The organism is Methylobacterium sp. Gmos3 (genome assembly GCF_056430985.1).
Genome location: NZ_JBWJYL010000009.1, coordinates 211335 through 235264 on the forward strand (window position 1 = coordinate 211335; position 23930 = coordinate 235264).

The following is a 23930-nucleotide window of genomic DNA, read 5'->3' on the forward strand; positions in this document are numbered from 1 at the left end:
ACAAATAACCGACATCCTAGAGACAATTCCGGAGTTCACTCTGTAAAAATGACAAGCGATTGCGGTTGTAATAAGTCTTTTATAAGAAACTTGCGGCAGTAAGTTCTTGTGATCGACGAGCGGCTAAAGAGATGGACTTGGTGTTTGTCTCGCATCGCACAAACATCTGCCGCGAGGCCTGAAGGCGCGGCGGCTTGGCGAGGAGATGCACAATGAGATTGGGAAGGCTTTCACGGTCGGTGTCGATCCTGGCCCTGGCCCTGGCCACGCCGGTCGGTCTGGTGGGAGGCGCCAGCGCCAACGACAAGCTCGTCGAGATGTCGAAAAGCGACGACAACTGGGTGATGCCCGGTAAGAACTACGACTCGAACAATTTCAGCGATCTGACTCAGGTCAACAAGACCAACGTCAAGCAGCTGAAGCCGGCCTGGACGTTCTCGACCGGCCTGCTCAACGGCCACGAGGGTGCGCCCCTGGTGGTGGATGGCAAGATGTACATCCACACCTCGTTCCCGAACTACACCTTCGCCCTCGATCTGGACGATCCGGGCCATATCCTCTGGCAGGACAAGCCGAAGCAGAATCCGGCCGCGCGCTCGGTCGCCTGCTGCGATCTCGTCAACCGGGGCCTCGCCTACTGGCCCGGCGACGGCAAGACGCCGCCGCTGATCCTGAAGACCCAGCTCGATGGCAACGTCGCGGCGCTCAACGCCAATACCGGCGAGACCGTGTGGAAGGTCGAGAACTCCGACATCAAGGTCGGCTCGACGCTGACGATCGCCCCCTATGTCGTGAAGGACAAGGTGATCATCGGCTCCTCGGGCGCCGAGCTCGGCGTGCGCGGCTACCTGACCGCCTATGACGTCAAGACCGGTGCCCAGGTGTGGCGCGCCTACGCGACGGGGCCGGACCAGGATCTGCTGCTCGCCGACGACTTCAACATCAAGAACGCCCATTACGGCCAGAAGAACCTCGGCACGACGACCTGGGAGGGCGATGCCTGGAAGATCGGCGGCGGCACCAACTGGGGCTGGTACGCCTACGATCCCGGCACGAACATGATCTACTTCGGCACCGGCAACCCGGCGCCGTGGAACGAGACCATGCGTCCGGGCGACAACAAGTGGACCATGACCATCTTCGGCCGTGACGCCGATACCGGTCAGGCGCATTTCGGTTACCAGAAGACGCCTCACGACGAGTGGGACTATGCCGGCGTCAACGTGATGATGCTGTCCGAACAGAAGGACAAGGACGGGAAGATGAGGAAGCTCCTCACCCACCCGGACCGCAACGGCATCGTCTACACCCTCGACAGGACGGACGGCTCCCTCGTCTCGGCCAACAAGATCGACGACACGGTCAACGTGTTCAAGTCGGTCGATCTGAAGACCGGCACCCCCGTGCGCGATCCGGAATACGGCACCCGGATGGATCACCTCGCCAAGGACATCTGTCCCTCGGCGATGGGCTACCACAACCAGGGCCACGATTCCTACGATCCGAAGCGTGAAGCCTTCTTCATGGGCATCAACCACATCTGCATGGATTGGGAGCCCTTCATGCTGCCCTACCGGGCAGGTCAGTTCTTCGTCGGTGCGACGCTGAACATGTATCCGGGTCCGAAGGGTGACCGGCAGAACTACGAAGGTCTCGGACAGATCAAGAGCTACAACGCCATCACCGGCAAGTTCAACTGGGAGAAGATGGAGCGCTTCGCGGTCTGGGGCGGCACGACGGCGACAGCCGGCAACATCGTGCTCTACGGAACCCTCGACGGCTTCATCAAGGCCCGCGACTCGGACAACGGCGACCTGCTCTGGAAGTTCAAGCTTCCCTCGGGCGCGATCGGCTACCCGATCACCTACACCCACAAGGGCACGCAGTACGTCGCCATCAACTACGGCGTCGGCGGCTGGCCGGGCGTGGGCCTGGTGTTCGACCTGCAGGATCCGACGGCCGGTCTCGGCGCGGTCGGCGCGTTCAAGAAGCTCGCCAACTACACCCAGATGGGCGGCGGCGTGATCGTGTTCTCCCTCGACGGCAAGGGTCCCTATGACGACCCGAACGTCGGCGAATACCAGCAGGCGGCCGTGAAGTAGGCCTCACGACGTCCCCGCCGGCCTCCAGGCCGGCGGGCCCCATCCCGACACGACCGCCGGAGCCCCGGGGCACGCCAGTCCCGCTCAAGGGCCGGCGCGCCGGCAATCAGAAAACGACATCAGGGATCGGAACTCATGCTGTTCCTCAGCGGGCCCTTGCGCGCGGCGACCTGTGCCGCCGCCCTCCTGACACTGGCGGCCCTGCCGCTCAGTAGCCAAACGCAAGCGCAGGAATCCGAGGCGCAGGCCGACCGGACCGACGCGCCCAAGCTCCCGGCGGCGCCTCCGGCAGACCCGTCGACGCTGCGGATCTGTGCGTCCGAGAAGCAGCCGCCCCTGTCCATGCGGGACGGCTCTGGCCTGGAGAACCGGATCGCCACCGCCGTCGCCGAGGCGATGGGCCGGAAGCCGGTCTTCGTCTGGATCGCCAAGCCCGCGATCTACCTCGTCCGCGACGGCCTGGAAAAGAAGCTCTGCGACGTGGTCGTCGGCCTCGACAGCGACGACCCGCGGGTGCTCACGACCAAGCCCTACTACCGCAGCGGCTATGTCTTCCTCACCCGCGCCGACGGCGACCTCGACATCAAGTCCTGGTCCGACCCGCGGCTGAAGACGATCGACCACATGGTCGTCCCCTTCGGCTCCCCCGGCGAGGCGATGCTCAAGGATATCGGCCGCTACGAGGAGGACATGGCCTACCTCTACTCGCTGGTGAACTTCCGCGCGCCGCGCAACCAGTACACGCAGATCGATCCCGCCCGCCTCGTGAGCGAGGTGGCCGGCGGCAAGGCTGAGGTCGGCGTCGCCTTCGCCCCGGACATCGCCCGCTACGTCAAGGACTCGACGGTCCCGCTGCGGATGAACCCCGTGCCGAACGACACGGTGAGCAGCGACGGCCGCAAGATGCCCCAGGCCTTCGACCAGTCCATGGGCGTCCGCAAGGACGACACCGCGCTCCGCGACGCTCTCGACGCCGCGATCCCCAAGGCGAAGCCGCAGGTCGACGCCATCCTGAAGCAGGACGGCGTGCCGGTCATCGCGACCAACTGACTTTCGCCCCACCCCCATCACCTCAGAAATGCGAAATCTTCGGATGATCGGATCGACGCGTATCCTGACACTGGCGGCCGCCCTCGGCCTCGGCACCGCGGTGCTGGCGGGGGCGGTGTTGGCCCAGCCCCAGGCGGGCGCCCAGAGCGGCATCGTCTTCCGCAACGTCATCACCGGCGAGGCGATGGACACCCACGAGGGCAAGCCCGGCGGCCGGGACACCCAGGCGGTCAAGAGGTTCTTCCAAACGGGGCAGAACATCTACATCGACGACAAGTCCTGCTTGCGGAACGGCGAGAGCCTGTTCCTGACCTCGTGTTCGGGCTGCCACGGACACCTCGCGGAGGGCAAGGTCGGCCCCGGTCTCAACGACAATTACTGGACCTACCCGGCCAACACGGAAGATGTCGGCCTGTTCTCGACCCTGTGGGGCGGTGCCAACGGCATGATGGGCCCCCACAATGAGGACTTGAACCCCGACGAGATGCTGCAGGTCATCGCCTGGATCCGGCATCTCTACACCGGTCCGGTCAAGGATGCGGCGTGGCTCACCGACGAGCAGAAGAAGAATTACACGCCGTTCAAGGAAGGCGAGACCTTCGCCAAGGATGCCCCCGGCCAGTGCAAGCCGCTGGAGTGAGCGTCCGCGCGGAGCGACGTCCCGGCAAGGGGCGAGCGAACGGCCCTCAAGGCCGCCCTGGGGAGAGAACGAGGAGAGCTGACATGCGCAAGACGGTGATGATGGCGGCGGTGATCGCCGGTGCGGCCCTGCTCGCAGGCCCGGCCTCGGCCTATGACGGGCAGAAGTGCAAGGCGCCCGGGAATTGCTGGGAGCCGAAGCCCGGCTTCCCCGAGAAGGTCGCGGGCTCGAAGTACGACCCGAAGCACGACCCGAAGGAACTCTCGAAGCAAGCCGATTCTATCAAGGCGATGGAAGAGCGCAACAAGAAGCGCATCGAGAACGCCAAGAAGACCGGCAAGTTCGAATACGACGTCGCCAAGATCTCGGCGAACTGAATGTCACGGGAGGCCGGGGTGCATCGCCCCGGCATCCCCCGAACCCGCGTCGTCATTGCGAGCGAAGCGAAGCAACCCAGGGCAGCGGGACGTCCCCGGCCATGGCGTGTCCCTGGATGGCTTCACTCCGTTCGCAATGACGGCGGTGCTTGATGAATCCGTCCGAAATCCTTCGAGCGTACCATGAACCCTCCGCGCCCCGGCGACGCGATGCTGACAGACTGGCGGGAGGCGGCCGGACGCTTCGAGGCCGAAATTGCCAAGGCGGTGGTGGGCCAAGCCCGCGCGATCCGCCTCGTGACCATCGCGATCTTCGCCCGTGGCCACGTGATGCTGGAAGGCGACGTCGGCGTCGGCAAGACGACCCTCCTGCGCGCCGTCGCCCGGGCGCTCGGAGGCGCCTACGAGCGGGTCGAGGGCACGGTCGACATGATGCCGACCGACCTGATCTACCACACCTTTCTCGGTGAGGATGGCCGCCCGCGCATCGAACCCGGGCCGGTGCTGCGGCAGGCCGAGGACCTGTCGATCTTCTTCTTCAACGAAATCAACCGCGCCCGTCCCCAGGTCCATGCCCTGCTCCTGCGCCTGATGGCCGAGCGGACCGTGACGGCCTTCGAGCGGGAATGGCGCTTCCCCCATCTCCAGGTGTTCGCCGACCGCAACCGGGTCGAGCGGGAGGAGACCTTCGAACTCCCCGCCGCCGCCAGGGACCGGTTCCTGATGGAGATCGGGATGGAGGCGCCGCGAGAGGCCGAAGCCCGGCGTGCGCTGGCCTTCGATCCGCGGTTCCACGACACCGACAGGCTGATCGCGGAGGTTGCGCCGGGCCTCCTCGACCATGCCGCGATCGGCGGGATCGCGGGGGCGATTCAGCACGCGGTCGAGGCCACGCCGGAGATCGAAGCCTACGTCGTCGCCCTGTGGGACGCGCTCCTGCGCCCGGCCGAGGCCGGCATCCGCTTGGCCGATCTCGACATGGGGCGCCTCGTCCAGGGGGGCGCCTCGCCACGGGGCCTCGCCTTCCTCGTCCGGGCCGCCCGTGTCCGCGCTTGGCTGGAGGGTCGAGCCTGGCTCGTGCCGGAGGATATCCGGGCGATCTTCCCCGAAATCATGGCGCACCGCATCTTCCTCGAGCCGGTGCACGAGCTGCGCCGGGCCGAGATCGTCCCGGCCCTCTGCCGGGCGGTGTTCGACACGGTGCCGGCCCCATGAGCGAGCCCCCCTCGGCCGACATCCTCTACCTGCCGCGCTGGCGGCCCCGGGGAAGCCGCCCGGGCGCGCATCGCGGGCGGGATGCCGGCGGTCTCGGCACGTTCCGGGATCAGGTCCCCTTCCTCAGCCTGCCGGATGCGAGGCGGATCGACCTGCGCGCGACCCTGCGCGACCCGTTCGAAGGAGTGCATGTCCGCCGCTTCGAGGCACGGGTGCCGGTCGAGATCTGGGCGCTGGTCGATCTCTCCGCCTCGATGCGCTATCGCGGCGCCGGCGACCGGATGGCGCTGGCAGGCGACCTCTGCGCGGGCCTCGCCGCCTCCGCGACCCGGATCGGCGACGGGTTCGGGCTGATCGGCTGCGACGCGGCCATCCGCGCCGACCTGACCCTGATGGCCACCCGCCATCGGAGCGCCGCCCTGGCCATGGCCGGCAAGCTGTCCGAAGCCCGCTGCGCGGCGGGCAGTCCCGAGGGGCTGCTGGAGGCCGCGCGGCTGCTGTTCGGGCGGCCCCGGCTCGTCTTCCTCGTCTCGGATTTCCGCTGGCCGCCGGACCTGACCCGACGGGTCTTCGAGTCGCTGGCGCTCCACGATGTCGTGCCGGTCATCCTGGCGGACAGCGCCGAGGACGAGGGCCTGCCCGAATGGGGGCTTTCGGAACTGGACGATCTCGAAGGCGCCGGCCGGCGGCTGGTGTTCCTGCGGCCCTCCCTGCGTCGCCGCTGGATCGCCCGGGAGCGGGAGCGTCGCGAGGCGCTGACCGCCGCAGTGGCGGCGTCCGGCGCACGCCGGCCCTTCGCCATGGTCGACCGGTTCGATGCCCAGGCGCTCAGCCGCCACCTGCTGGCGAACTGAGATGCGCTTCCTCGTGGTACTTTTTCTCGTCCTCCAGGCCGGCGCCGCTGCGGCGCAGGTGCGCTCCGTCGAGGTGCGGGTGCCCCGTGGCTTCGGATACTTCCTCGGCGATATCCTGCACGCCCGGGTCGATATCGCCCTCGAACCCGGCACCACCGTCCAGCAGGCCTCGCTGCCGCGCCCCGGCCCCGTGACCTACTGGCTCGACCTGCGCGACGTCGCCATCGAGCGGATCGCGGGGGGCCTGCGCCTGCGCCTGACCTACCAGAGCTTCTACGCCGCCCTCGACGCGCGGCGGCTCGAAGTGCCGGGATTCACCGTGGCGCTCGCCGACGAGACTCCCGGCGGCACCACGACGGCGCAGGCCGAGATCCCCGCCTGGACCTTCGGCGTCTCCCCCTTGAGGGAGGTGCAGCCGGAGAAGCGCGACGACCCGGCCGACTACCTCCAGCCGGACGGCCGCACCCGTCGCCTCGACCCGGAGCCCGCCGCGATGGCGGCCCTCGGTTGCGCCGGGCTCGCGCTGCCCGCCCTGGCGCTGCTGGCCTGGGACCGGGCCTGGCTCGGCCGCCGCCGGGGCCGCCCCTTTGCCCGGGCCGCCCGGCGCCTGCGCAAGCTCCCCGGAACAGGGGAGGGCGGCTACCGCGAGGCCCTGCGCCTGATCCATCGCGGCCTCGACGAGACCGACGGGCGGCGGCTGCTCGCGGACGACCTTCCGGACTTCCTCGACAGGCACCCCGCCTTCCGGGGCGAGGGAGAGGCGCTGGCGCGCTTCTTCGCGGCCTCGCGCCGGGCCTTCTTCGGCCGGGCGGTCGATGAGGCCCGTGAGCTCTGGCCCTGGCCCACGCTGCAGGCGGCCGTGGGTCGCCTCGCCGCCGCCGAGCGGAGGGCGTGAGATGAGCGCGCATCTCGCCCTCTTCGGCTTTGCCCTGCCCCTCGCGCTCTGGCTCCTGCCGCTGGCCCTCCTGCCCCTCGTCGCCACGGGGCGGCGCAGGCATCCGGTGCCCGCCGTCGCGGCGGCCCCGCCGGATGCGCTGTCCCGGTGGATCGGCGCCACCCTTACCCTCGCGGGGGTCGCCGCCATCGCCGGTCTGGTGTTCGGGCTGGCCGAGCCCTACCGAGTCGGCGAGCGGGTGACGCGGATCGGCATCGGCGCCCAGGTCTCGATGCTGATTGACCGTTCGGGCAGCATGAACGAGACCTTCGCCGGGCGGCAGCCCTCGGGTGCGGAGGAATCCAAGGCGGCGGCCTCCCGGCGCCTGCTCGCGGGTTTCGTCGGCGAACGGGAGCACGATCTGTTCGCCGTCACCGCCTTCTCGACGGCGCCGATGCTCGTCTTGCCGATGACCGACCGGCACGAGGCCGTGCGGGCGGCGATCGCGGCGATCGACCGGCCCGGCCTCGACTACACCAACGTCGCCCGTGGCCTCGCCATGGCGCTCTCGCAATTCGGCACGGACAGCGGCATCTCCCGGGTGCTGCTGTTCATCTCGGACGGCGCGGCGGTGATCGACCCCAGGGTGCAGGACCAGCTTCGGGCCGACTTCGCGAAGATCCGCCCGAACCTCTACTGGCTGTTCCTGCGGACCAAGGGCTCCCCGTCGATCCAGGACCGGCCGGAGGGCGAGGACACGCCCCAGGCCGCCCCGGAGCGCCACCTCGACCTGCTCTTCAAGAGCCTCGGCATTCCTTATCGGGCGTTCGAAGCGGAGGGACCGCAGGCGGTGGCCGACGCCATCGCCCGGATCGAGGCCCTGGAGCGCGACCCGATCCCCTACACGGAGGTCCGCCCCCGCCGCGATCTCACCGGCTGGGCCTATGGCCTTGCCGCTCTCGGCCTCGCCCTCCTCGTCCTCGCGGCGCTCGCCGAGGCGGACATGGCCACGCGCCGCCGGGTTAAGCGCCCGGCAGAAGACGCGCCCCAGCGGAGGGCGGCATGACCGGCCTTTCGGAGATGCGCGGCGGGTCGACCGCGCGCGTCTTCCCGTCCTCGCGGGGTGGGGGAAGCGTGTGGCGCCGCCTGCGTCCGCAGATCGTCGTCGCGCTGCCCATCGTGCTTCTTGGGCTCGCGGCTGCTTTCGGCTTCCAGGCGTGGCGTCAGGAACTGGCGAACCGCACCATCGCCGCCCTCGAAAGCGGGCGGGACGTGGCGGTGGCGGCCGATGCCCCGGCCCCGGTCCTCGCGGCGCGGGTCGGGTTTCTGGCGGGGCGCGGGCGCTGGGAGGAGGCCGAGCCGCTGCTTGCCGCCCTCGATGCCATCGGCGAGGCCGGCGCCGTCGCCCGCGCCCGCTACCAGATCGCCAACGCCCGGATGCGGGAGGCCTTCGGCCTGCTCGCCCGGGGCGACCTGGGCAAGGCCGGGCCACAGGTGACGCTGTCCCGGCAGGAGTATCGCCGGGCCCTGACCGCGATGCCGGATTTCTGGGACGCGAAGTTCAACCTCGACGTCGCGTCCCGCCTGATCCGCGACTACCCGGAATTGAGCCGGGGCGAGGGCGACGAACTGCGCGTCGAGCCGAAGAAGATCTGGACCGACATCCCCGGCCAGCCGAAGGGCGGCCCGTGAGCGCCGCCCTGCCGCTCGCCCGCAACCTGCGCGCGCCGCGCTTCCTGGCGCTCGCCCTGGCGTTGGCGCTCGCCGGCGCGGCCCTGGTCGTTCCGGCCGTTCCGTTCACGCGCACGGGGGCCGAGCTCCTGGCGGTCATCGACATCACCGGCTCGATGAACGTCCGCGACTATGCCCGCGACGGCCGTCCCGAGAGCCGGCTCGATCGGGCCAAGGCCGCCCTGCGCCGGCTCGTGGCCGAGCTGCCCTGCGGTTCGCGGGTGGCGCTCGGCCTGTTCACCGAGCGGCGGCCGTTCCTTCTGTTCGAGCCGATCGAAACCTGCGGCGACTTCGCCCCCCTCGACGGCACCCTGGCCTCCCTCGACTGGCGCATGGCCTGGGAGGGCGACAGCCGCGTCGCGGCCGGGCTGTACCGGGCGATCGACATGGCGGCCGGGCTCGGGACCGACCTCGTCTTCGTCACCGATGGCCAGGAATCGCCGCCCCTGCCCGGCGGGGAGCCGCCCGCGTTCGAGGGCAAGCCGGGGGCGGTGCGCGGCCTCATCGTCGGCGCGGGCGGATACGCCCTCTCGCCGATTCCACGCTACGATGATCGCGGGCGGGAAAAGGGCTTCTACGGTGAATCCGACGTGCCGCAGGAGAACCGCTTCGGCCCGCCGCCCGCCGACGCGGAAACCCGCGAAGGCTACAACCCGCGCAACGCGCCCTTCGGCTCCGCCGCCGCCCAAGGCACCGAGCACCTCTCCTCGGTGCGCGAGCCCTACCTGAAGCGCCTCGCGGCGGCGACCGGCCTCGCCTACGCCCATCTCGACGGTCCCGACGACCTCGAAGGGCCGGTGCGCGCCGCCGCGACACCCCGGGCGCTGCCGGGCTCCCTCGATCTGCGCCCCCTCCTGGGGGGCATGGCCCTCGCCCTGGTGCTCGCCACCCTGGGCGCCGGCCGGGCGGACGCCCTGCGCCGCCGCCTTCCGCGTAGTCTGTCCCCCTCGGAGAAAACCTGATGGTTTGGTTGCCGCGTCGCGTCCTGCCCGCCCTGTTCCTGGCCGTCGCCGCCGGTCCCGCCCTGGCGCACGGCCCGACGCCTCAGAAGATCGCCCAGACGGTGACGATCAAGGCATCGCCCGACGCCGTGTGGAAGGTCGTCGGCGATTTCGGCGGGATCGCCTCCTGGCACCCGGACGTGGCCAAGGCCGAGGCGACCGGCGGCAACGCCGAGGGCGCGACGCGCAAGGTGACGCTCAAGTCCGGCGGGACGCTCGTCGAGGGCCTCGACGAGTGGAAGGGGCCGGAGCGGACCTATTCCTACCGGATGTCCGACCCCGACCTCACCGCCCTGCCGGTCTCTTCCTACTCGGCCACCCTGACCGTGACCCCGGACGGCGACGGCTCCAGGGTCGAGTGGATGGGTCGCTTCTATCGCGGCGACACGGGCAACGAGCCGCCGGACAACCTCAGCGACGAGGCCGGACGCGAGGCGATGAACCGCTACTTCGGCGACGGACTCAAGGGCCTGAAGGCGAAGGTGGAGGGCGGGCGCGCGCCATGACCGTCCGTCGGTCCTGTCTCGCCTTCCTGATCGCGCTGATCGCAGGGCCTGCGGCCGGGCAGGCCGTGGTCGTGGCGAGCCAGCAGGGCGCGCGGCTCACGCGGATCGAGGGCGAGGCCGTCGCCGGGTCCTTCACGGTTCCTGCCTCGCCGGCGGTCGTGGCCGCCGACGGACGCGGGCGGCTCTATGTCAGCCACCCGGACGGGCGCGCGGTCTCGGTGATCGAGCCGGACGGCGCGGTTCGCCGCCTGCCCCTGCCGGCCCAGGCCTTCGGCCTCGCCGTCGAGCCGGATGGAAGCCGTCTCTATGTCGGTGACTGGTCGGGCCACCGGGTGCTGTGCCTCTCCCTCGCGACCGGAGCCGTCGTCGGCGAAATCCCGGTCGGACCGGACCCGGCGGGGCTCGTTCTCGGCGAGCCTGGGCGCCTCTACGTCGCCGAGCGGGAGGGGCGCTCGGTCGGCGTGATCGACACGGGCGCGCTCCGGCGCGTCGGGGGCCTGCCGGTGGGCGACGGCCCCTTCGCCCTTGCCTACGATCCCGATCTCGTTCGGCTTTACGTGGCGAACGTCCGCAGCAACGACGTCACGGTGATCGACGCGGCAGCCGGGCAGGTGCTGGCCACCATCCCGGTGGGGACGGCGCCCTACGGCGTCGCCGTCGTCTCCGGCGGCGGCCCGGTGCTCGTCACCAACCAGCACGCCGCGTCCGTCACGGTGATCGAGGCTCGGGCGCTCGCCGTCTCCGCCACGATTCCGGTCGGCCGGTATCCCGAAGGGGTGGCGATCCTCGGTGGCTTCGCCTACGTCGCCAACTGGTTTTCCGATGACGTCTCGGTCATCGACCTCGCCGCCCGAAAGGAAGTGCGCCGGCTCCCGGTGGCCGAGGGGCCGCGCACCCTTGCCGTGGCGCGGATCGCCCCACCGGAGGCGGCACGATGAGGTGTCTTCTGCTGTCCGCCCTTGCGCTCACGGTCTCGCTCACCGCCTGCAACCGTAGCGACGATGAGGCGAATGCCGATCAGGCAGTGGTTACCCGCACTTCGGAGACCGATCTGCCCGCTTGGCTCACGCACAGCGACGGAACCGATCCCGGCCGATGGCTCGCCGGCCGGGAGGCCGGGCACCCCCTGGCCCTCGACGCGCCGCAGGTGCAGGCGATGCGCGGGAGTCTCGTCCGGGCTGCGGAGGGTTTCGTCGAGGATCGCCGGATGATCGCCAACCGCACCGTGCAACTCGGCCAGATGCTCGCCGAGGTCGGCAAGGGTGAGGCCTATGGAACGCTCCTCGACGGTTTCGGGCAGGTCGCCGCCGCCCGGGGTCGGCACAAGAGCCTCTACGGCGAGATGTGCCAGCACTATTTCAACATCCGCACCCGTGGCTTGGGGCACGAGGCGGCGCTTGCCGAACTCTCCGGGAACGAGATGCGGCCTCTCACCCGGAGCACGCCGTGAGCGCCGGCCTCGACATCGCCCCGCCCCGGACGGCCTCCCGTTCGCCCGAGGGGATCCTGATGGTCGACGATCATCCGGTCGTCCTCCAGGGATTCCGGCAGCTCGCCGAGATGGACGATATCGGGCAGGTATACGAGGCGGGTGATGTGGTCTCCGCCTACAGGATCTTCCACCGGCATCGGCCCGGCCTCGTCGTGGCGGACCTGTCGCTGGGGGAGGACGGGCTGTCCGGCCTTTCGCTGATCCGGCGGATCAAGGCTCTGGAACCGGCCACCCGCATCCTCGCCTTCAGCATGTACGACGACCCGGTCATCGCCGCCCGCACGATCCAAGCCGGAGCGCTGGGCTTCGTCATGAAGGATTCGTCCGTCGAGGTCTTCCTCGAAGCCCTGGAGGCCGTCCGGACGGGCCGGGGATACCTACCGCACGCCATCGCGACCGGCATCGCGATGCTCGATCTCGCGCCCGACCGCTCGCCCCTCTCGCGCCTCACCGCGAGGGAGCTCCAGATCCTGTCGCTGCTCGGCAAGGGCAAAACCTATACGGAAATCGCCCGGATCCTGACCTTGAACTACCGCAGCGTCGTGAGCACCACCGCCGTCATGCGGGTTAAGCTCGGCGCGGGCAGCCTCGCCGAACTCATCCACATCGCCCTGGGCCAGTCCGGTGCGCGGGCTGGGTGAGGGTCACCGTGGGAGGAAGATCCCCGGGATGATCCGGCCCTTCTGGCCGAACAGCTCCACTGCCTTCCCGCAGCTTGCCGGCACATCCTTCTCGTAGGCGGCGAGGTAGGCGCGGGCCTGCAGCATCAGCGCGTCGCGATCGATCTCCGCGGGATCGACTCCCATCGACCGAATCGCGCCCTTGAAGCGTTCCGCGTCCGACTTGAGCGCGCTGCAATGGAGATTCACGAAGCCCACAAGGCCGGCAAGCTTGGCCGCATTGCGCTTTTCCGCAGGGATCTCGCCGGCCTCCTGGCCCCGCGCGGCCGGTCCGGCCGCGACGAGCACAGACGTCGCCAGAAGCACCGCGTGAAACCGCATGGGATGATCCTTCTCTGAATGACAGACCGGTGCAATGGGCGACAAAGGGGGTCCTTGCCCGCTCCAACGCCTGGTCATCGGCCATGCTGGCCGGATTACGGAGTTCCGGGCTCTCGGGAAGCCGCCCGGCTACGCCCGTGGCGGTGGCTCCTATCGCCGATCCCCGCCGCAAGGCGCCATTACGGCTCTTCGCTGGAGGGCTGCGCATGCAGCGAGACACAGGTGCGGACCATGTCGCTCAAGGTCAGGGTCCTGGTGTCGCCGATATTGGCCGTCTCCTCCAGGCAGCGCATGAAATACTCGCGGGTGAGATCCGGCGAGAGCGCGACCATCGCTTTGCCCATGCGGTTGGTGAAGTCGATCTTGTCGGAAGCCGAGGCCCGCGGCCAGAGCGAGGCGAGATCGTCCATCGTCAGGCGCGCCCAGGCCGGCCCGGACCCCAAGGCACAGCAGAAGACAAAGACGAACGAGAACCTTTTCATCGCGACTGCCTGCCCGTGGATGAAGGACGCGGCGTCGACCGCGCGAACGTCATGGATCGGTGGATCCTGAATGGTCGGATCGCATCGAAGCTCAGGCACACTGATCGAAGATGAAATCGGCCTTCGTTGGGTCGAAGTCCGCTCAATCGGTCGAACGCCCGAAATAAGATCAAGATTCCCTCGTTCGAGCGCATGTCGTCAAGGATCATATTGCTAAAATTTTGCTTATGACCGCTGACAATCGAAGGCACGACACATTGCCATGTGGAGCTTCCACTTATCTTCTATAATAAACGTATAATAAATTACTGATCGCCATTGCCGCTTACACGGATCGGTCGATCCAGGTCCGAATCGGCTCCCCATCGGGAGCGGCTTCGCCTTTCGCGGGAATGCGAGATCGCCATCGCGCCCTTTGTTCGGGGCGAGGCGTCACCGCTTCCGCCCTACGCCGGAAGCTCCCGGGCGATCTTGCCGAATGTCCTTCGCCAAAGTTTCTGTAAATTCCCGATTGATACAGGGAGATTTTGGTGTCTTTCTAGAACTAAGTCTCTTTGTTGCAACAGTTTGTAAATCTGTGAATGCAGCAACGGCTGTGATTGCAACAACAGTTTGACGAAATTCAGCCTGGCAAATTAGCGTTCGTTTGCGCGCAAGAACGCGCTGCCGCGTCATAAGCGGCCAACCTATAAATCGGGGGACGCATCGTGATCAGTTCGGGCATCGGCGGATTGCGCCGCTCGCTTCTTGCCGGCGTGCCGGCCTGGGCTGCTGTCCTCGCCGGGGCGAACGTCACAAGCGCCGAAGCGGCCTGCGCCCCCGGGACGCCCACAACGGGCCAGTCGGTGACCTGCTCGGGCGCGTCGGCCGCCTTCATCGCGCCGGCCGGCGTGAACGCCCTCACCGTCGCCATCACCCCCGACGCCACCGTCGCGGCGACGCAGACCAGCGCCGGCACCAATCCGAGCTTCGCCAATGTCCGCGTGAACGGGTCGAGCATCGTCAACAATGCGGGCACGATCAGCAATGCAGCGCCGCAGAACCGCGACAACTATGGCGTAAACCTCGCCGGCGACCTCTCGACGCTCAACAATACCGGGACGATCACCCTGACCGCGCCCGCCGGCAACACCACGACCCGGATTTACGGCGCCTTTTCCAGCGCGCCGGACGGAACCCAGTACGCGAGCACGACCGTCACCAATAGCGGAACCATTGCGGTCACGCAGAACGGCAACGGCATCGCCCGAGGCATCTATTCAGGCGAGAACACCTCGCTGTTCACGATCACCAATACGGGTTTGATCTCGGCAGCGCGGGGGAGCACTGCCACCGCCAGCACCAGCGCGGTCGCGGCGATCGATTCCGATGACGACACCGACCGGCTGGTCGTCACCAACGGTACCACCGGCCGCATCACGGCGAGCGGCGCCAATAGCCGTGCGCTGAGCGGGCGGGCCGCGCAGTACGAGATCACCAATGCCGGCGTGATCGGCAACACCACGCCGGGCGAGGCGGCGATCGCGACCTTCGCACTGAATGCCGGCAATGCCGGCGCGACGACGACCCGCGCCTACAACACCGTGATCGTCAACACGGCGACCGGCGTCATCAACGGCGACGTCCGCAACACCGACCAGGACCTCCAGACCGCAGCGACCGTCGTGAACCTGCGCCGCACTGGGACGCTCACCAATGCCGGCACGATCAACGGTAACGTCGCCTCCGGCGGCGGCAACCAGACGGTGACAAACACCGGCACCATCACCGGCGGCATCAGCTTCCTCGACGTCGCCGCCACGACCAACACCGTCAATCTCGGCACCGGCTCGGTCATCGGCGGCGCGATCGCCGCCCGGGGCCTCGGTACGAACACCCTGAACCTTTCGGGGACGGGCCTCTTCGCGGGCAGTCTGTCGGGCTTCACGAGCCTCACTCAGAACGGCGTGGGCAGTGCCTGGACCCTCGGACCGAACTCCACCGTCGCCATCTCCGGCAATCTCACCGTGGCCGGGGGGAACCTCACCCTGGCGGCCGGCTCGCAACAGAGCGTCGGCGGCCTGATCCAGGTCACTGGGTCCGGGGCGCAACTCACCAACAACACGGCGCTCGCCAAGACGGTGAACCTGTCCGGATCGAACACGAGCCTCGTCAACAATGGCACGATCACCGGGACCGGCGCCACGGGCCGCGCGAACACCGCCGCCAACCGGATCTACGGGGTGATCTCGAACTCGACGGGGGCGGACTTCGCGAATGTCGCTGTCGTGAACAACGGCACCATCGCGGTGACCGAGAACGGGATCGGCATCTCCCGGGGCATCTATGCGGGCGAGAACATCGCCTCCATGAGCATCACCAACGCCGGCACCATCTCGGCCACCCGCGCGGCAAGCTCGACGGGGACCGCCGCCGTCGCCGCCGTCGATTCGGACGACGACGTCGCCGCCCTCACCGTCACCAACCAGGCGGGTGCGCGCATCGCCGCCAGCGGAACGAATGCCCGGGCGATCCAGGGCCGCGCACAGAGCTACACGATCGCCAATGCGGGCACGATCAGCGCCACGTCCGGCGCGCAGGCCATCGTCGTCTACGGCGCCGGCAACGCGTCGCTGACCAATAGCGGGATCATTACCGGCGACGTCCGCTTCATCGATGCCGACCCGCAGAACACCACCACCGCCAATCGGCGCAACTCGACCACGGTGAACACCGGCACGATCAACGGCAACCTGGCCTACTGGATGGGTAACCAGACCCTGACCAATACCGGCACGATCAGCGGATCGATCACTTTCGCGGACATCGCCACCAGCCGCAACAGCGTCACTCTCGGCACCGGATCGGTGGTCGGAGGCGCGATCACGGCGACGGGGCGCGGCACGAACGCCCTCACCCTCACGGGCACGGGGACGCTCGCGAGCAACGTGGCGGGCTTCTCCACCCTCACACAGACCGACGGCGCCTGGACCCTGGCCTCGGGCACGACGCAGACCTTCTCCGGCGGCGCGACGGTGGCCGGGGGCGCCCTCACCGTGAACTCCGCGCTCAACGCGGCGACACAGGTCGCCTCCGGCGCGACGCTCGGCGGGGCGGGCACGATCACGGGCGCGGTAACCAATGCGGGCACCGTTGCCCCGGGCAGCGCCGCTGCGCCCTTCGGCACGCTGACCGTCGCGGGCAACTACACGCAAGCGCCGGGCGGCACCCTCGCCGTCGCGGTGGCGCCGGGCGCCAACGCGCAGCTGGCCGTGACCGGTCGGGCGCAGCTCAACGGCGCCCTCGTCCTGAACGGGGCCGCCGGAACCTACGTGCCGGGCACCACCTACACCGTTCTGACCGCTGGTTCGACGACGGGGGCCTTCACGTCGGTATCCTCGACGGGGCTTCCGACGCTCCTGGCTGCGGCCCTGGCCTCGACTGGCAATGCCACGACGGTCACCCTCGCGCAGCAGAGTTTCGCCCTCGTCGCCCGTACCGACAACCAGCGCAGCGTGGCACGCGGCGTCGATACGCTGCTTGCCGGCAACCGGGCCGCGCTCACCGTGCTCGACAATCAGAGCGACGCACAGAACGCCGCGACCCTCGACAGGCTCTCGGGCCAGGGCTACGCCTCCGTGGCGGATCCCATGTTGCGCTCCGGCCGCGCTTTCGGCACCCAGATGATGGCCCGCGCCTATGCGGCGGGCAGCGAGGCCGGATCGACCGGCTTCGTGCTGCCCCCGGCGGTCTATGCCGCCGACCTGCCCGCCCGTGGGCCGGTACCGGCTCCGCGCTTCGTCGAAGTGAACCGCGGCTACGGCGTGTGGGCGACGGGCTACGGCCAATTCGGGAACGTCGATTCCACGGCCAACGCGGCGGGTCGTAGCGAGACCGTCGCGGGCATGGCGGCGGGCATCGACATGCATCCGACCACCAACACGGTGGTCGGCGTCGCGGTGGGCTACGGCTCCGTCGACGTGTCGCTCCGGCGCACCGGCGAGCGGGCGCATGTCGACAATGCGCAGGTCGGAGTCTACGGCGGCTACACGGACGGGGCCTTCTACGCCAACGGCGCCCTGGGCTATGCCCGCGCCGAGGGCCGCGTGAACCGCTCCCTTGGCCTGCCGCAACTCCAGCCCGGCGGCGCCCAGGGCGATATCGGCGGCGACCAATTCATCGCGGCAGGTGAACTCGGCTACCGGGTGCCCGTCGCCACCGCGACGCAGATCGTCCCCCTCGTCGGTTATCAGGTGAACACGTTCAGCCAGGATCGCGTCCGCGAGACCGGCGGCGGCCTGTTCGACCTGACCGTCGCGGGCAAGGACTTCCTGTCCGCGCGGACCCTGGTCGGTGGACGGATCGAGACGGCCACGGCCGTCGCGGGCAAGCCCGTCTCGCTCTGGGTGAAGGCGGCCTACGTCCACGACTTCGCGGACGTGAACCGGACGATCAGCGCGAGCTTCACGCTGGCGCCGACCGTGCCGTTCCTCGTGACCGGACGGCGGCTCGACCGGGACCGCGCCCTCGTCTCGGCGGGTCTCGGCATGGAGCTCGCCCCCCGCCTCCAGGGCTTCATCGCCTACGACGCGGAACTCGCCTCCAGCGATACGATCCAGGCGGTTCGCGGCGGGGTGCGCTACGCCTTCTGATGGGGATCAGCCGAATCGCGAAGGAGCGGTCGCGAGCTTTGGATGGCGAGGACCGGGCGAACAACACCGTCTGCCCGGTCCTTGGAGAACACGATAGACCGTCACCGTTCGCGAGGCCGTGCAGAAGGATCGATCCGGCGCGACCATACGAAGCGAGTGTCCGTATTGGAACACACGCCTGCTTTCGGGATCCAAACGATCGCGCATGGACGGCTGAGTTGGGTCGCTATCGAAAGGTCGTCAAAGCAGACGAAGTGCTAGGGCTCCTTCAGCGACAGTTCCTCCGAGGGCGATACCAGCCCAGCCCCGATCGCTATCCAGACGAGATGGGCATCGGTGCGTGCCCCAAGAGTGGCGCGGATCACCGAGAGGTTGTTGTGCACCGTTTTAAGGCTCAGACACAGGGCCTCGGCGACGGCTTGGGCGGTCATCCCGCCGACGGTCAGGCTCAAGATTTCGAACTCCCGCGGGCTGAGGTCGTCGAGCGCCGTGCGCCCGCCGGCCACCTCGTCCTGAGCGATCGCGCGCGCGATGTCGGCGCTCATCGCCTGCTCGCCGCGGAGCACGGTCGCAACCGCCGCCAGCAGTTCACGGGGTGGGCTCGCCTTGCTGACATACCCGCTCGCCCCGGCGGCGAAGGCTTGGCGCGCGATCATTGCCCCGGTGCGCATGCTGAACACGACGATGCGAGCAGACCCATCCCACTGGCGGATGTGACGGATGGCTTCGATTCCGCTGGGGCCTGGCAGCGACAGGTCGAGGATCACGAGATCGGGCTTGTGAGCCTTGTAATGGGAATAGGCCATTGCCGCGTTCTCGGCTTCCGCGACCACGACGAAGCCCGGCTGTCGCTCGATCAGGCGGCGATAGCCCTCGCGCACGACGGGATGGTCATCGACGAGCAGGATGGTCGTGGCCATGGGGCGATCTCAGCCGGCGGTCGGCACGGATGCGCAGGCACGGATGCCTGAACCGGTGCCGCTGAGCGAAAAGCTTCCGCCCAGCGCGGCGAGCCGCGCTCGGATGCCGACGAGCCCACGGCCCGTGTGAGACGCGGCTTAGGAGACATCGCCCCCGCCGTCATCGTCGAGTGTCAGCGTCACTGTTCGGGGTCCGGCCTCCGACCGGCCGAGCCGCAGGAAGATCCGGCTCGGCCGCCCGTGGCGCAAGGCGTTCGTCAGCAGTTCCTGCGCGATCCGATAGAGGCTCGCCGCCACATTCTCGGGTATGTCGGTGAGATCCCCCCTGACATCGAGATGCAGGGCCGGCCCGGACCTCAGTTGTCCTCGCCAATTTGCCACGAGGCCACGCAGCGCCTCCTCCAATCCGGCCTCGGTGAGATCGGGCAGTTCGAGGCGGGCCAGGGCTCCACGCAGGCTCTCCCGCATGGTGGCGATGATGGCTTCGATACCCTGGGCGTCCTCGCGAAGATCGTCGCGCTCCGGGGGCGCAGCCAGTTCGATCGCCGCGGCACGTGCCCCCGCAGCGGCCAAGCACTGGCCGAAGGCATCGTGCAGATCGCGCGCGAGGGCCTGCCGCTCTTCTTCCTGGACCGTGACGAGCCGCTGCATCAGGCCCGCGCGCTCGGCCTCACTATGGGCAAGCCGGTCGGCGAGGGCGTTGCAGGCGCGGGCAATCCGGTCGAACTCGGTGGCGGCAAAGCTTGGCAGCGGCGGGCGTGTGCCGGCCGTGTCGAGGTTTTCCAGCCCGTGCACGATCCGCCCGACCGGTGCGACGAGGCGCGTCACGGCGAGCCAGTTGAGAAGGAGCGTCGCCGCCGCCAAACCAAGGGCCAGTCCGCCTGCGAGGCGCGTGCGCCGCCAGAGACGAGCCGCCGATGCCATCGGATCGGGCCATGCCGTGACACTGCCGATGGTGCGTTCGCGATACACGATCGCCCGGATCGTCGGCGCGGCAGCAGCCTCCCAGACGAGGGCTTCGCGGAACCACGTAGGCGCGGCATCGAGGCCGTCCCAGTCACCGCAGAAGCGGCGGGGCAATTCCACGCCGAGATGAATGTCGGCGCAGATGCCCGGCAGGAGCGTGACGATGGCCGGCCCGGCCTGCGGTGCGCTGGCGGGCATGGCCGCTGGTCCGGCGCTTCCGAGGCCCGGCTGACGCGCGAGCTGCGCGGCGATCCGATCTGCCGACATGGCAGCCTCCCAGCGGAGGCTCGCGTGAGCGTCCCAGGTGGCCCATGCGATCGCCCCCACCAGGCAGAGCGCGGCCACAGCGAGAAGGCGCAGACCGAGATGCGTGGGTAGGCTCATGGATCAAGCAGCCGGGCTCGAAGCGAGGCTCTGATTTGGCACCGGGACCGTCGGGCTGCGCAAGCCATCGCTCACTCGGACGGGAAGAATGCCCGGGCTTCAGCGGGAGGACTGCCCTGGTCTGATCCCGTCACGATCCGGAGGATGGTGCTGTCCCCTCGCCACGGAGCCGGCCATGTCGCTTCACCTCTCCCGCCGCAGCCTCTTGGCCGCGTCCGCCCTGCTGCCCCTGGGGTTGCAGGGTCCTGTTGTCGCCGCGGCCCCGAGCGGTCCTTACCGGGTCGGTGCGTTCACGGTGACGCCGTTGCGGGACGGCCTCTTTCCGCTGGAGCCGAGCATGATCCCGGCCGCCGAAAGCCAAGCCGGACAAGCCTTGTTGAAGGGGGCCGGTCTTCCTGCGAAGGGCCCGTCGCCGGAGCCGGTCAACGCGTTTCTGATCCGATGCGGGGAACGGCATTGGCTGCTCGATGCGGGTTGCGGCACCGTCCTCGGGCCGGGCTTCGACCGCGTAACCGCGGCACTGGCGGCGGAGGGCGTGAGGCCGGAGCAGGTCGAGACCATCTGGCTCAGCCATCTGCACGCCGACCATGCCGGTGGTCTCTTGACGCCGGACCGCCGCGCGCGGTTCGCGAATGCGGAACTGGTGCTGCAGGAGCGTGAGGTGGCCTACTGGTCGGATGCGGCTGCCAGAGCCTCCGCTCCGGCTCCCTTGAGCCCGATGTTCGAGACTGCACAGGCGGTGCTGGCGGCCTATCCCGACCGGATCCGGCGTATCTCCGGCGAGGCGGAGCTTGCACCGGGTGTCCATGCTGTGCCGCTGCCCGGCCATACGCCGGGACATATGGGCGTCTTGATCGCGGACGGCTCCGACCGCCTGCTGATCTGGGGCGACATCGTCCACTCGCGAATTCTCCAGATGCCGCATCCGGACTGGACGGTGATCTGGGACACCGATCCAGCGGAAGCGATCACGACGCGACGGCGCATCCTCGACCGTGCGGCCGTGGACGGCTTGAGTGTGACGGGGATGCACCTCGCGACGAGTGGACGGATCGAGCGCAAGGATGAGGGTTACGCCCTGGTCTAGAGCCACACCCGAACGAGTTGGTTCAGCCAGCCTTCTCCAAGTCTTCCCCCTCATCCTGAGGTGCCTGCGTCAGCGGGCCTCGAAGGAGGGCTCCAGCCTGCCGCGCGATCCCTGGAGCCCTCCTTCGAGGCGGCTTCGCCGCACCTCAGGATGAGGGGAGAGAGTGGGGGCCGCCTCGATGTGGTCGGTCGCGGCTCTAGCTGCGCCGAAGCTTGGAGACCGCGGATGTCCGCTTTCGAGGTCTCTTCAAAGGATGTTCGGCGACCGCATTGGGTCGGAAGGGCCGCACAGGGTGGGTTTCTGCCGATCGGCTTCCGGGCGCAGAAACGGAACAGCGGACACCGATGGTAAGATGCGCCAAAGTGGCGGAGCCCTTTTAAAATGGCCGGCCTGCTGGGCAGCACATCCTCTTAGAGCTGTGCTCCGAGTTCAGACGAGAGACGTTCACCGGCCTCTCGAAGCCGAGGCTTGAGCGCCTCGGCTTGCTCCAACGTCAGTCGAGACGCTGGACCGGACAGGGCGAGGGCACCGATCAGTCTCTGCTCCGTCCCGAACACCGGCATCGCAATCGATGCCACGTGAGGGTCGGTGATACCGGAGGAGTAGAGGGGAACCTCGATTGCCGTCTTTTCCGAAACCCTTCGGTCGCTGAAAGTCCTCAACACCTGGGCGATGGCGGATCCATCCATCGGTCGCATGTCGCCGGGTCGGACGTTCATCCGGAGCGGCGACGGCGAGTCTGCCCGGAAGAGGCACAGCCGCTGGTTACCCCGACGAATGTAGAACGAGGCCGTCTCCAGGGACTCGGCTGCGAGCCTCTCCAGAACGGGGACGATCCGCTCCTCCAGGGCGAAGGATTGCTGGTAGACCGAACCGATCCGGGCCGCCTCGACGCCGAGTCGGTAGCGTCCATCATCCAAGCGCTCGATCAGGTCGAACTTCTCCAGCGAGATGCACAGCCGCATGATCGTGCTCTTCACGAGCGACGTGCGGCGGGCGAGCTCGGAGAGTTCCAGGGCGTCGTCGCCTCGCCGGAACGCGGTCAGCACGGTCAGCACCCGATCGGCCGAGGCCACACCTTCGAGATTGGGCCGCGTGCGCACCTCCTTCGCCATCGCTTCGTGACCGTTCCATTTTTGCAGGGTCCAGGAAGCGCGATCCATAGCCGCCGACCCTCCCCACACCAAGCCGTGAAACAGCCTCGCCCACGGCATCGTTGACAGCGCCAGCCGTTTGAGCGATCAAAAACGAAACGCCGTTTCAAAATTGGCGATTCGGGAGTGGACGTCATGGTGCAAGGGCAACAGGCCCAAGCTCCGGCCCACGCGGTCGATGAGCGAAGCCTCCATCGTAAGATGATGCGGCGGATCCTGCCGTTTCTCTTCGTGTGCTACGTGGTCAGCTACCTGGACCGCGTGAATGTCGGCTTCGCCGCGCTCACGATGAACGAGCATATCCGGCTCACCGCGACGTCCTTCGGCATCGGCGCGGGGCTGTTCTTCCTCGGCTACTTCATCGCCGAGATCCCCAGCAACCTCATCATGATGCGCGTCGGAGCCCGGCTCTGGATCGCGCGGATCATGATCACCTGGGGTCTGGTCTCGGCGGCGACCGCCTTCGTCACGGGCCCGATCCAGTTCGGCATCGCCCGGTTCCTCCTCGGCCTCGGGGAAGCCGGCTTCGTGCCCGGTGTCTTCCTCTATCTCAGCCTGTGGTTCCCCTCGGCGGTGCGGGCGCGAGCGACTGCGCTGTTCCTTCTCGGCATCCCGGTGGCGAACATCATCGGCTCGCCGATTTCTGGGGCCTTGGTGCAGGTCGCAGGCTTCGGCCTCGCGGGCTGGCAGTGGCTGCTCATCCTCGAAGCCCTGCCGGCAGTGATCCTCGGCATCGTCTGCCTCTTCCTCCTCACGGATCGGCCAGAGAAGGCGCAATGGCTCACGCCCGCCGAGCGCGAAGCCCTCGTCGCCACGCTCGCGGCGGAGAAGGCGGCCATCGAGACGAAGCATCCGATGACCCTGGCCCAGGCCCTGCGGAACTGGCGGGTGCTGACCCTGGCGGCGATCAACTTCTGCGCGATTATTGGCTCGCTGGGCATCGGCCTGTGGCTGCCGCAGATCATCAAGCAGCTCGGGCTCGCGACCTCCCTCGTGGGGTTCGTGACCGCGATCCCCTATATCTTCGGCGCGGTGGCGATGGTGGTCTGGGGCCGCTTCTCGGACCGAGGCCGCGACCGCACGGTGTATCCGGCGATCTCCCTGTTCGTGGGCGCCGCCGCGCTGACCGCGAGCGCCCTCACGCCGACGCCCCTTCTCACCATCGCGGCGCTCTGCGTCGCGGTGATGGGCATCAACTCCTTCGTGGCGACCTTCTGGGCTGTGCCCTCAGGCTTCCTCACCGGGCGGGCCGCGGCGGGCGGGATCGCGATGATCGTCTCGATCGGCAATCTCGGGGGCTTTGCCGGCCCCTATCTGATCGGCTTGGTGCGGGACGTCTCGGGCGGCTTCACAGCGCCGCTCCTCATGGTCGGGGGAATCCTCTTCGTGGGCGCCCTGACGATGCTGGCCTTCGGCCGGCAGGTCCGTCGGGATGCGATCCCGGCCGCTCTCCCGGCCTGACC

General features: G+C 68.5%; 21 protein-coding genes and 1 pseudogene. 17 read left to right on the forward strand and 5 right to left on the reverse strand.

Annotated features, from left to right (window positions below; genetic code table 11):
• Window positions 1-212 precede the first annotated feature (212 nt).
• The 14 genes from ACS5Q7_RS20025 (at window position 213) to ACS5Q7_RS20090 (ending at window position 12483) form a co-directional block, all read left to right on the forward strand.
• Window positions 213-2102: a methanol/ethanol family PQQ-dependent dehydrogenase gene (locus ACS5Q7_RS20025; RefSeq protein WP_478341013.1), complete on the forward strand. Its 1890-nt coding sequence runs from the start codon at window positions 213-215 to the stop codon at window positions 2100-2102.
• Between the two features lie 135 nt (window positions 2103-2237).
• On the forward strand, window positions 2238-3152 hold the full coding sequence (moxJ, locus tag ACS5Q7_RS20030) for a methanol oxidation system protein MoxJ (RefSeq protein WP_478341014.1): 915 nt from the start codon (window positions 2238-2240) through the stop codon (window positions 3150-3152).
• Between the two features lie 43 nt (window positions 3153-3195).
• Entirely contained in the window at window positions 3196-3792 is a 597-nt protein-coding gene (gene moxG / locus ACS5Q7_RS20035; RefSeq protein ID WP_478341015.1) for a cytochrome c(L), periplasmic, read from the forward strand.
• Between the two features lie 83 nt (window positions 3793-3875).
• Complete coding sequence (locus ACS5Q7_RS20040; protein WP_243952232.1) at window positions 3876-4169, forward strand: methanol dehydrogenase [cytochrome c] subunit; 294 nt, start codon at window positions 3876-3878, stop codon at window positions 4167-4169.
• 183 nt (window positions 4170-4352) lie between these two features.
• A complete protein-coding gene (locus ACS5Q7_RS20045) occupies window positions 4353-5384 on the forward strand; it encodes an AAA family ATPase (protein WP_478341016.1) in 1032 nt (343 codons plus the stop codon).
• Window positions 5381-6238: a DUF58 domain-containing protein gene (locus ACS5Q7_RS20050; protein WP_478341017.1), complete on the forward strand. Its 858-nt coding sequence runs from the start codon at window positions 5381-5383 to the stop codon at window positions 6236-6238. The genes ACS5Q7_RS20045 and ACS5Q7_RS20050 overlap by 4 nt, the downstream gene beginning before the upstream one ends.
• Window positions 6201-7133, forward strand: a complete 933-nt coding sequence (locus ACS5Q7_RS20055) for a nonribosomal peptide synthetase MxaA (RefSeq protein ID WP_478341018.1) — start codon at window positions 6201-6203, stop codon at window positions 7131-7133. Before ACS5Q7_RS20050 ends, ACS5Q7_RS20055 begins: the two co-directional genes overlap by 38 nt.
• Before the next feature lies 1 nt (window position 7134).
• Window positions 7135-8178 carry a vWA domain-containing protein gene (locus tag ACS5Q7_RS20060; RefSeq protein ID WP_478341019.1) on the forward strand — a complete coding sequence of 348 codons (1044 nt, stop codon included), beginning with the start codon at window positions 7135-7137 and terminating at the stop codon, window positions 8176-8178.
• The gene (locus ACS5Q7_RS20065) at window positions 8175-8804 is read left to right on the forward strand and encodes an MxaK protein (RefSeq protein WP_478341020.1); all 630 of its coding nucleotides are present in this window, start codon (window positions 8175-8177) and stop codon (window positions 8802-8804) included. The genes ACS5Q7_RS20060 and ACS5Q7_RS20065 overlap by 4 nt, the downstream gene beginning before the upstream one ends.
• The gene (locus ACS5Q7_RS20070; RefSeq protein ID WP_478341021.1) at window positions 8801-9805 is read left to right on the forward strand and encodes a vWA domain-containing protein; all 1005 of its coding nucleotides are present in this window, start codon (window positions 8801-8803) and stop codon (window positions 9803-9805) included. Before ACS5Q7_RS20065 ends, ACS5Q7_RS20070 begins: the two co-directional genes overlap by 4 nt.
• Window positions 9805-10350: an SRPBCC family protein gene (locus tag ACS5Q7_RS20075; RefSeq protein ID WP_478341022.1), complete on the forward strand. Its 546-nt coding sequence runs from the start codon at window positions 9805-9807 to the stop codon at window positions 10348-10350. Before ACS5Q7_RS20070 ends, ACS5Q7_RS20075 begins: the two co-directional genes overlap by 1 nt.
• Window positions 10347-11288, forward strand: coding sequence for a YncE family protein (locus ACS5Q7_RS20080; protein ID WP_478341023.1), 942 nt, complete (start codon window positions 10347-10349; stop codon window positions 11286-11288). Before ACS5Q7_RS20075 ends, ACS5Q7_RS20080 begins: the two co-directional genes overlap by 4 nt.
• A complete protein-coding gene (locus ACS5Q7_RS20085) occupies window positions 11285-11800 on the forward strand; it encodes an MxaH protein (RefSeq protein ID WP_478341024.1) in 516 nt (171 codons plus the stop codon). Before ACS5Q7_RS20080 ends, ACS5Q7_RS20085 begins: the two co-directional genes overlap by 4 nt.
• A 59-nt stretch (window positions 11801-11859) precedes the next feature.
• Entirely contained in the window at window positions 11860-12483 is a 624-nt protein-coding gene (locus ACS5Q7_RS20090; RefSeq protein WP_478341141.1) for a response regulator, read from the forward strand.
• Between the two features lie 3 nt (window positions 12484-12486).
• Here the strand turns inward: ACS5Q7_RS20090 and ACS5Q7_RS20095 are convergent, their stop codons facing one another.
• Entirely contained in the window at window positions 12487-12843 is a 357-nt protein-coding gene (locus ACS5Q7_RS20095) for a hypothetical protein (protein WP_478341025.1), read from the reverse strand.
• A 179-nt stretch (window positions 12844-13022) separates the two neighbouring features.
• Entirely contained in the window at window positions 13023-13424 is a 402-nt protein-coding gene (locus ACS5Q7_RS20100; protein WP_478341026.1) for a hypothetical protein, read from the reverse strand.
• A gap of 608 nt (window positions 13425-14032) precedes the next feature.
• Here ACS5Q7_RS20100 and ACS5Q7_RS20105 point away from each other — a divergent pair.
• The gene (locus ACS5Q7_RS20105; protein WP_478341027.1) at window positions 14033-17956 is read left to right on the forward strand and encodes an autotransporter domain-containing protein; all 3924 of its coding nucleotides are present in this window, start codon (window positions 14033-14035) and stop codon (window positions 17954-17956) included.
• Between the two features lie 257 nt (window positions 17957-18213).
• On the opposite strand, the gene ACS5Q7_RS20110 is transcribed toward ACS5Q7_RS20105, so the two are convergent.
• Complete coding sequence (locus ACS5Q7_RS20110; protein WP_478341028.1) at window positions 18214-18876, reverse strand: response regulator transcription factor; 663 nt, start codon at window positions 18874-18876, stop codon at window positions 18214-18216.
• 9 nt (window positions 18877-18885) lie between these two features.
• Window positions 18886-20226: pseudogene (locus ACS5Q7_RS20115) on the reverse strand (sensor histidine kinase).
• Window positions 20227-20401: 175 nt separating this feature from the next.
• On the opposite strand from ACS5Q7_RS20115, the gene ACS5Q7_RS20120 reads away from it, so the two are divergent.
• Window positions 20402-21313 carry an MBL fold metallo-hydrolase gene (locus ACS5Q7_RS20120; protein WP_478341029.1) on the forward strand — a complete coding sequence of 304 codons (912 nt, stop codon included), beginning with the start codon at window positions 20402-20404 and terminating at the stop codon, window positions 21311-21313.
• Window positions 21314-21723: 410 nt separating this feature from the next.
• Here the strand turns inward: ACS5Q7_RS20120 and ACS5Q7_RS20125 are convergent, their stop codons facing one another.
• Window positions 21724-22428 (reverse strand): IclR family transcriptional regulator, encoded by a 705-nt coding sequence (locus ACS5Q7_RS20125; RefSeq protein WP_478341142.1) that lies wholly within the window; start codon window positions 22426-22428, stop codon window positions 21724-21726.
• Window positions 22429-22602: 174 nt separating this feature from the next.
• Between ACS5Q7_RS20125 and ACS5Q7_RS20130 the strand changes: the two genes are divergently transcribed.
• Window positions 22603-23928, forward strand: a complete 1326-nt coding sequence (locus ACS5Q7_RS20130; protein ID WP_478341030.1) for an MFS transporter — start codon at window positions 22603-22605, stop codon at window positions 23926-23928.
• Window positions 23929-23930: the final 2 nt, after the last annotated feature.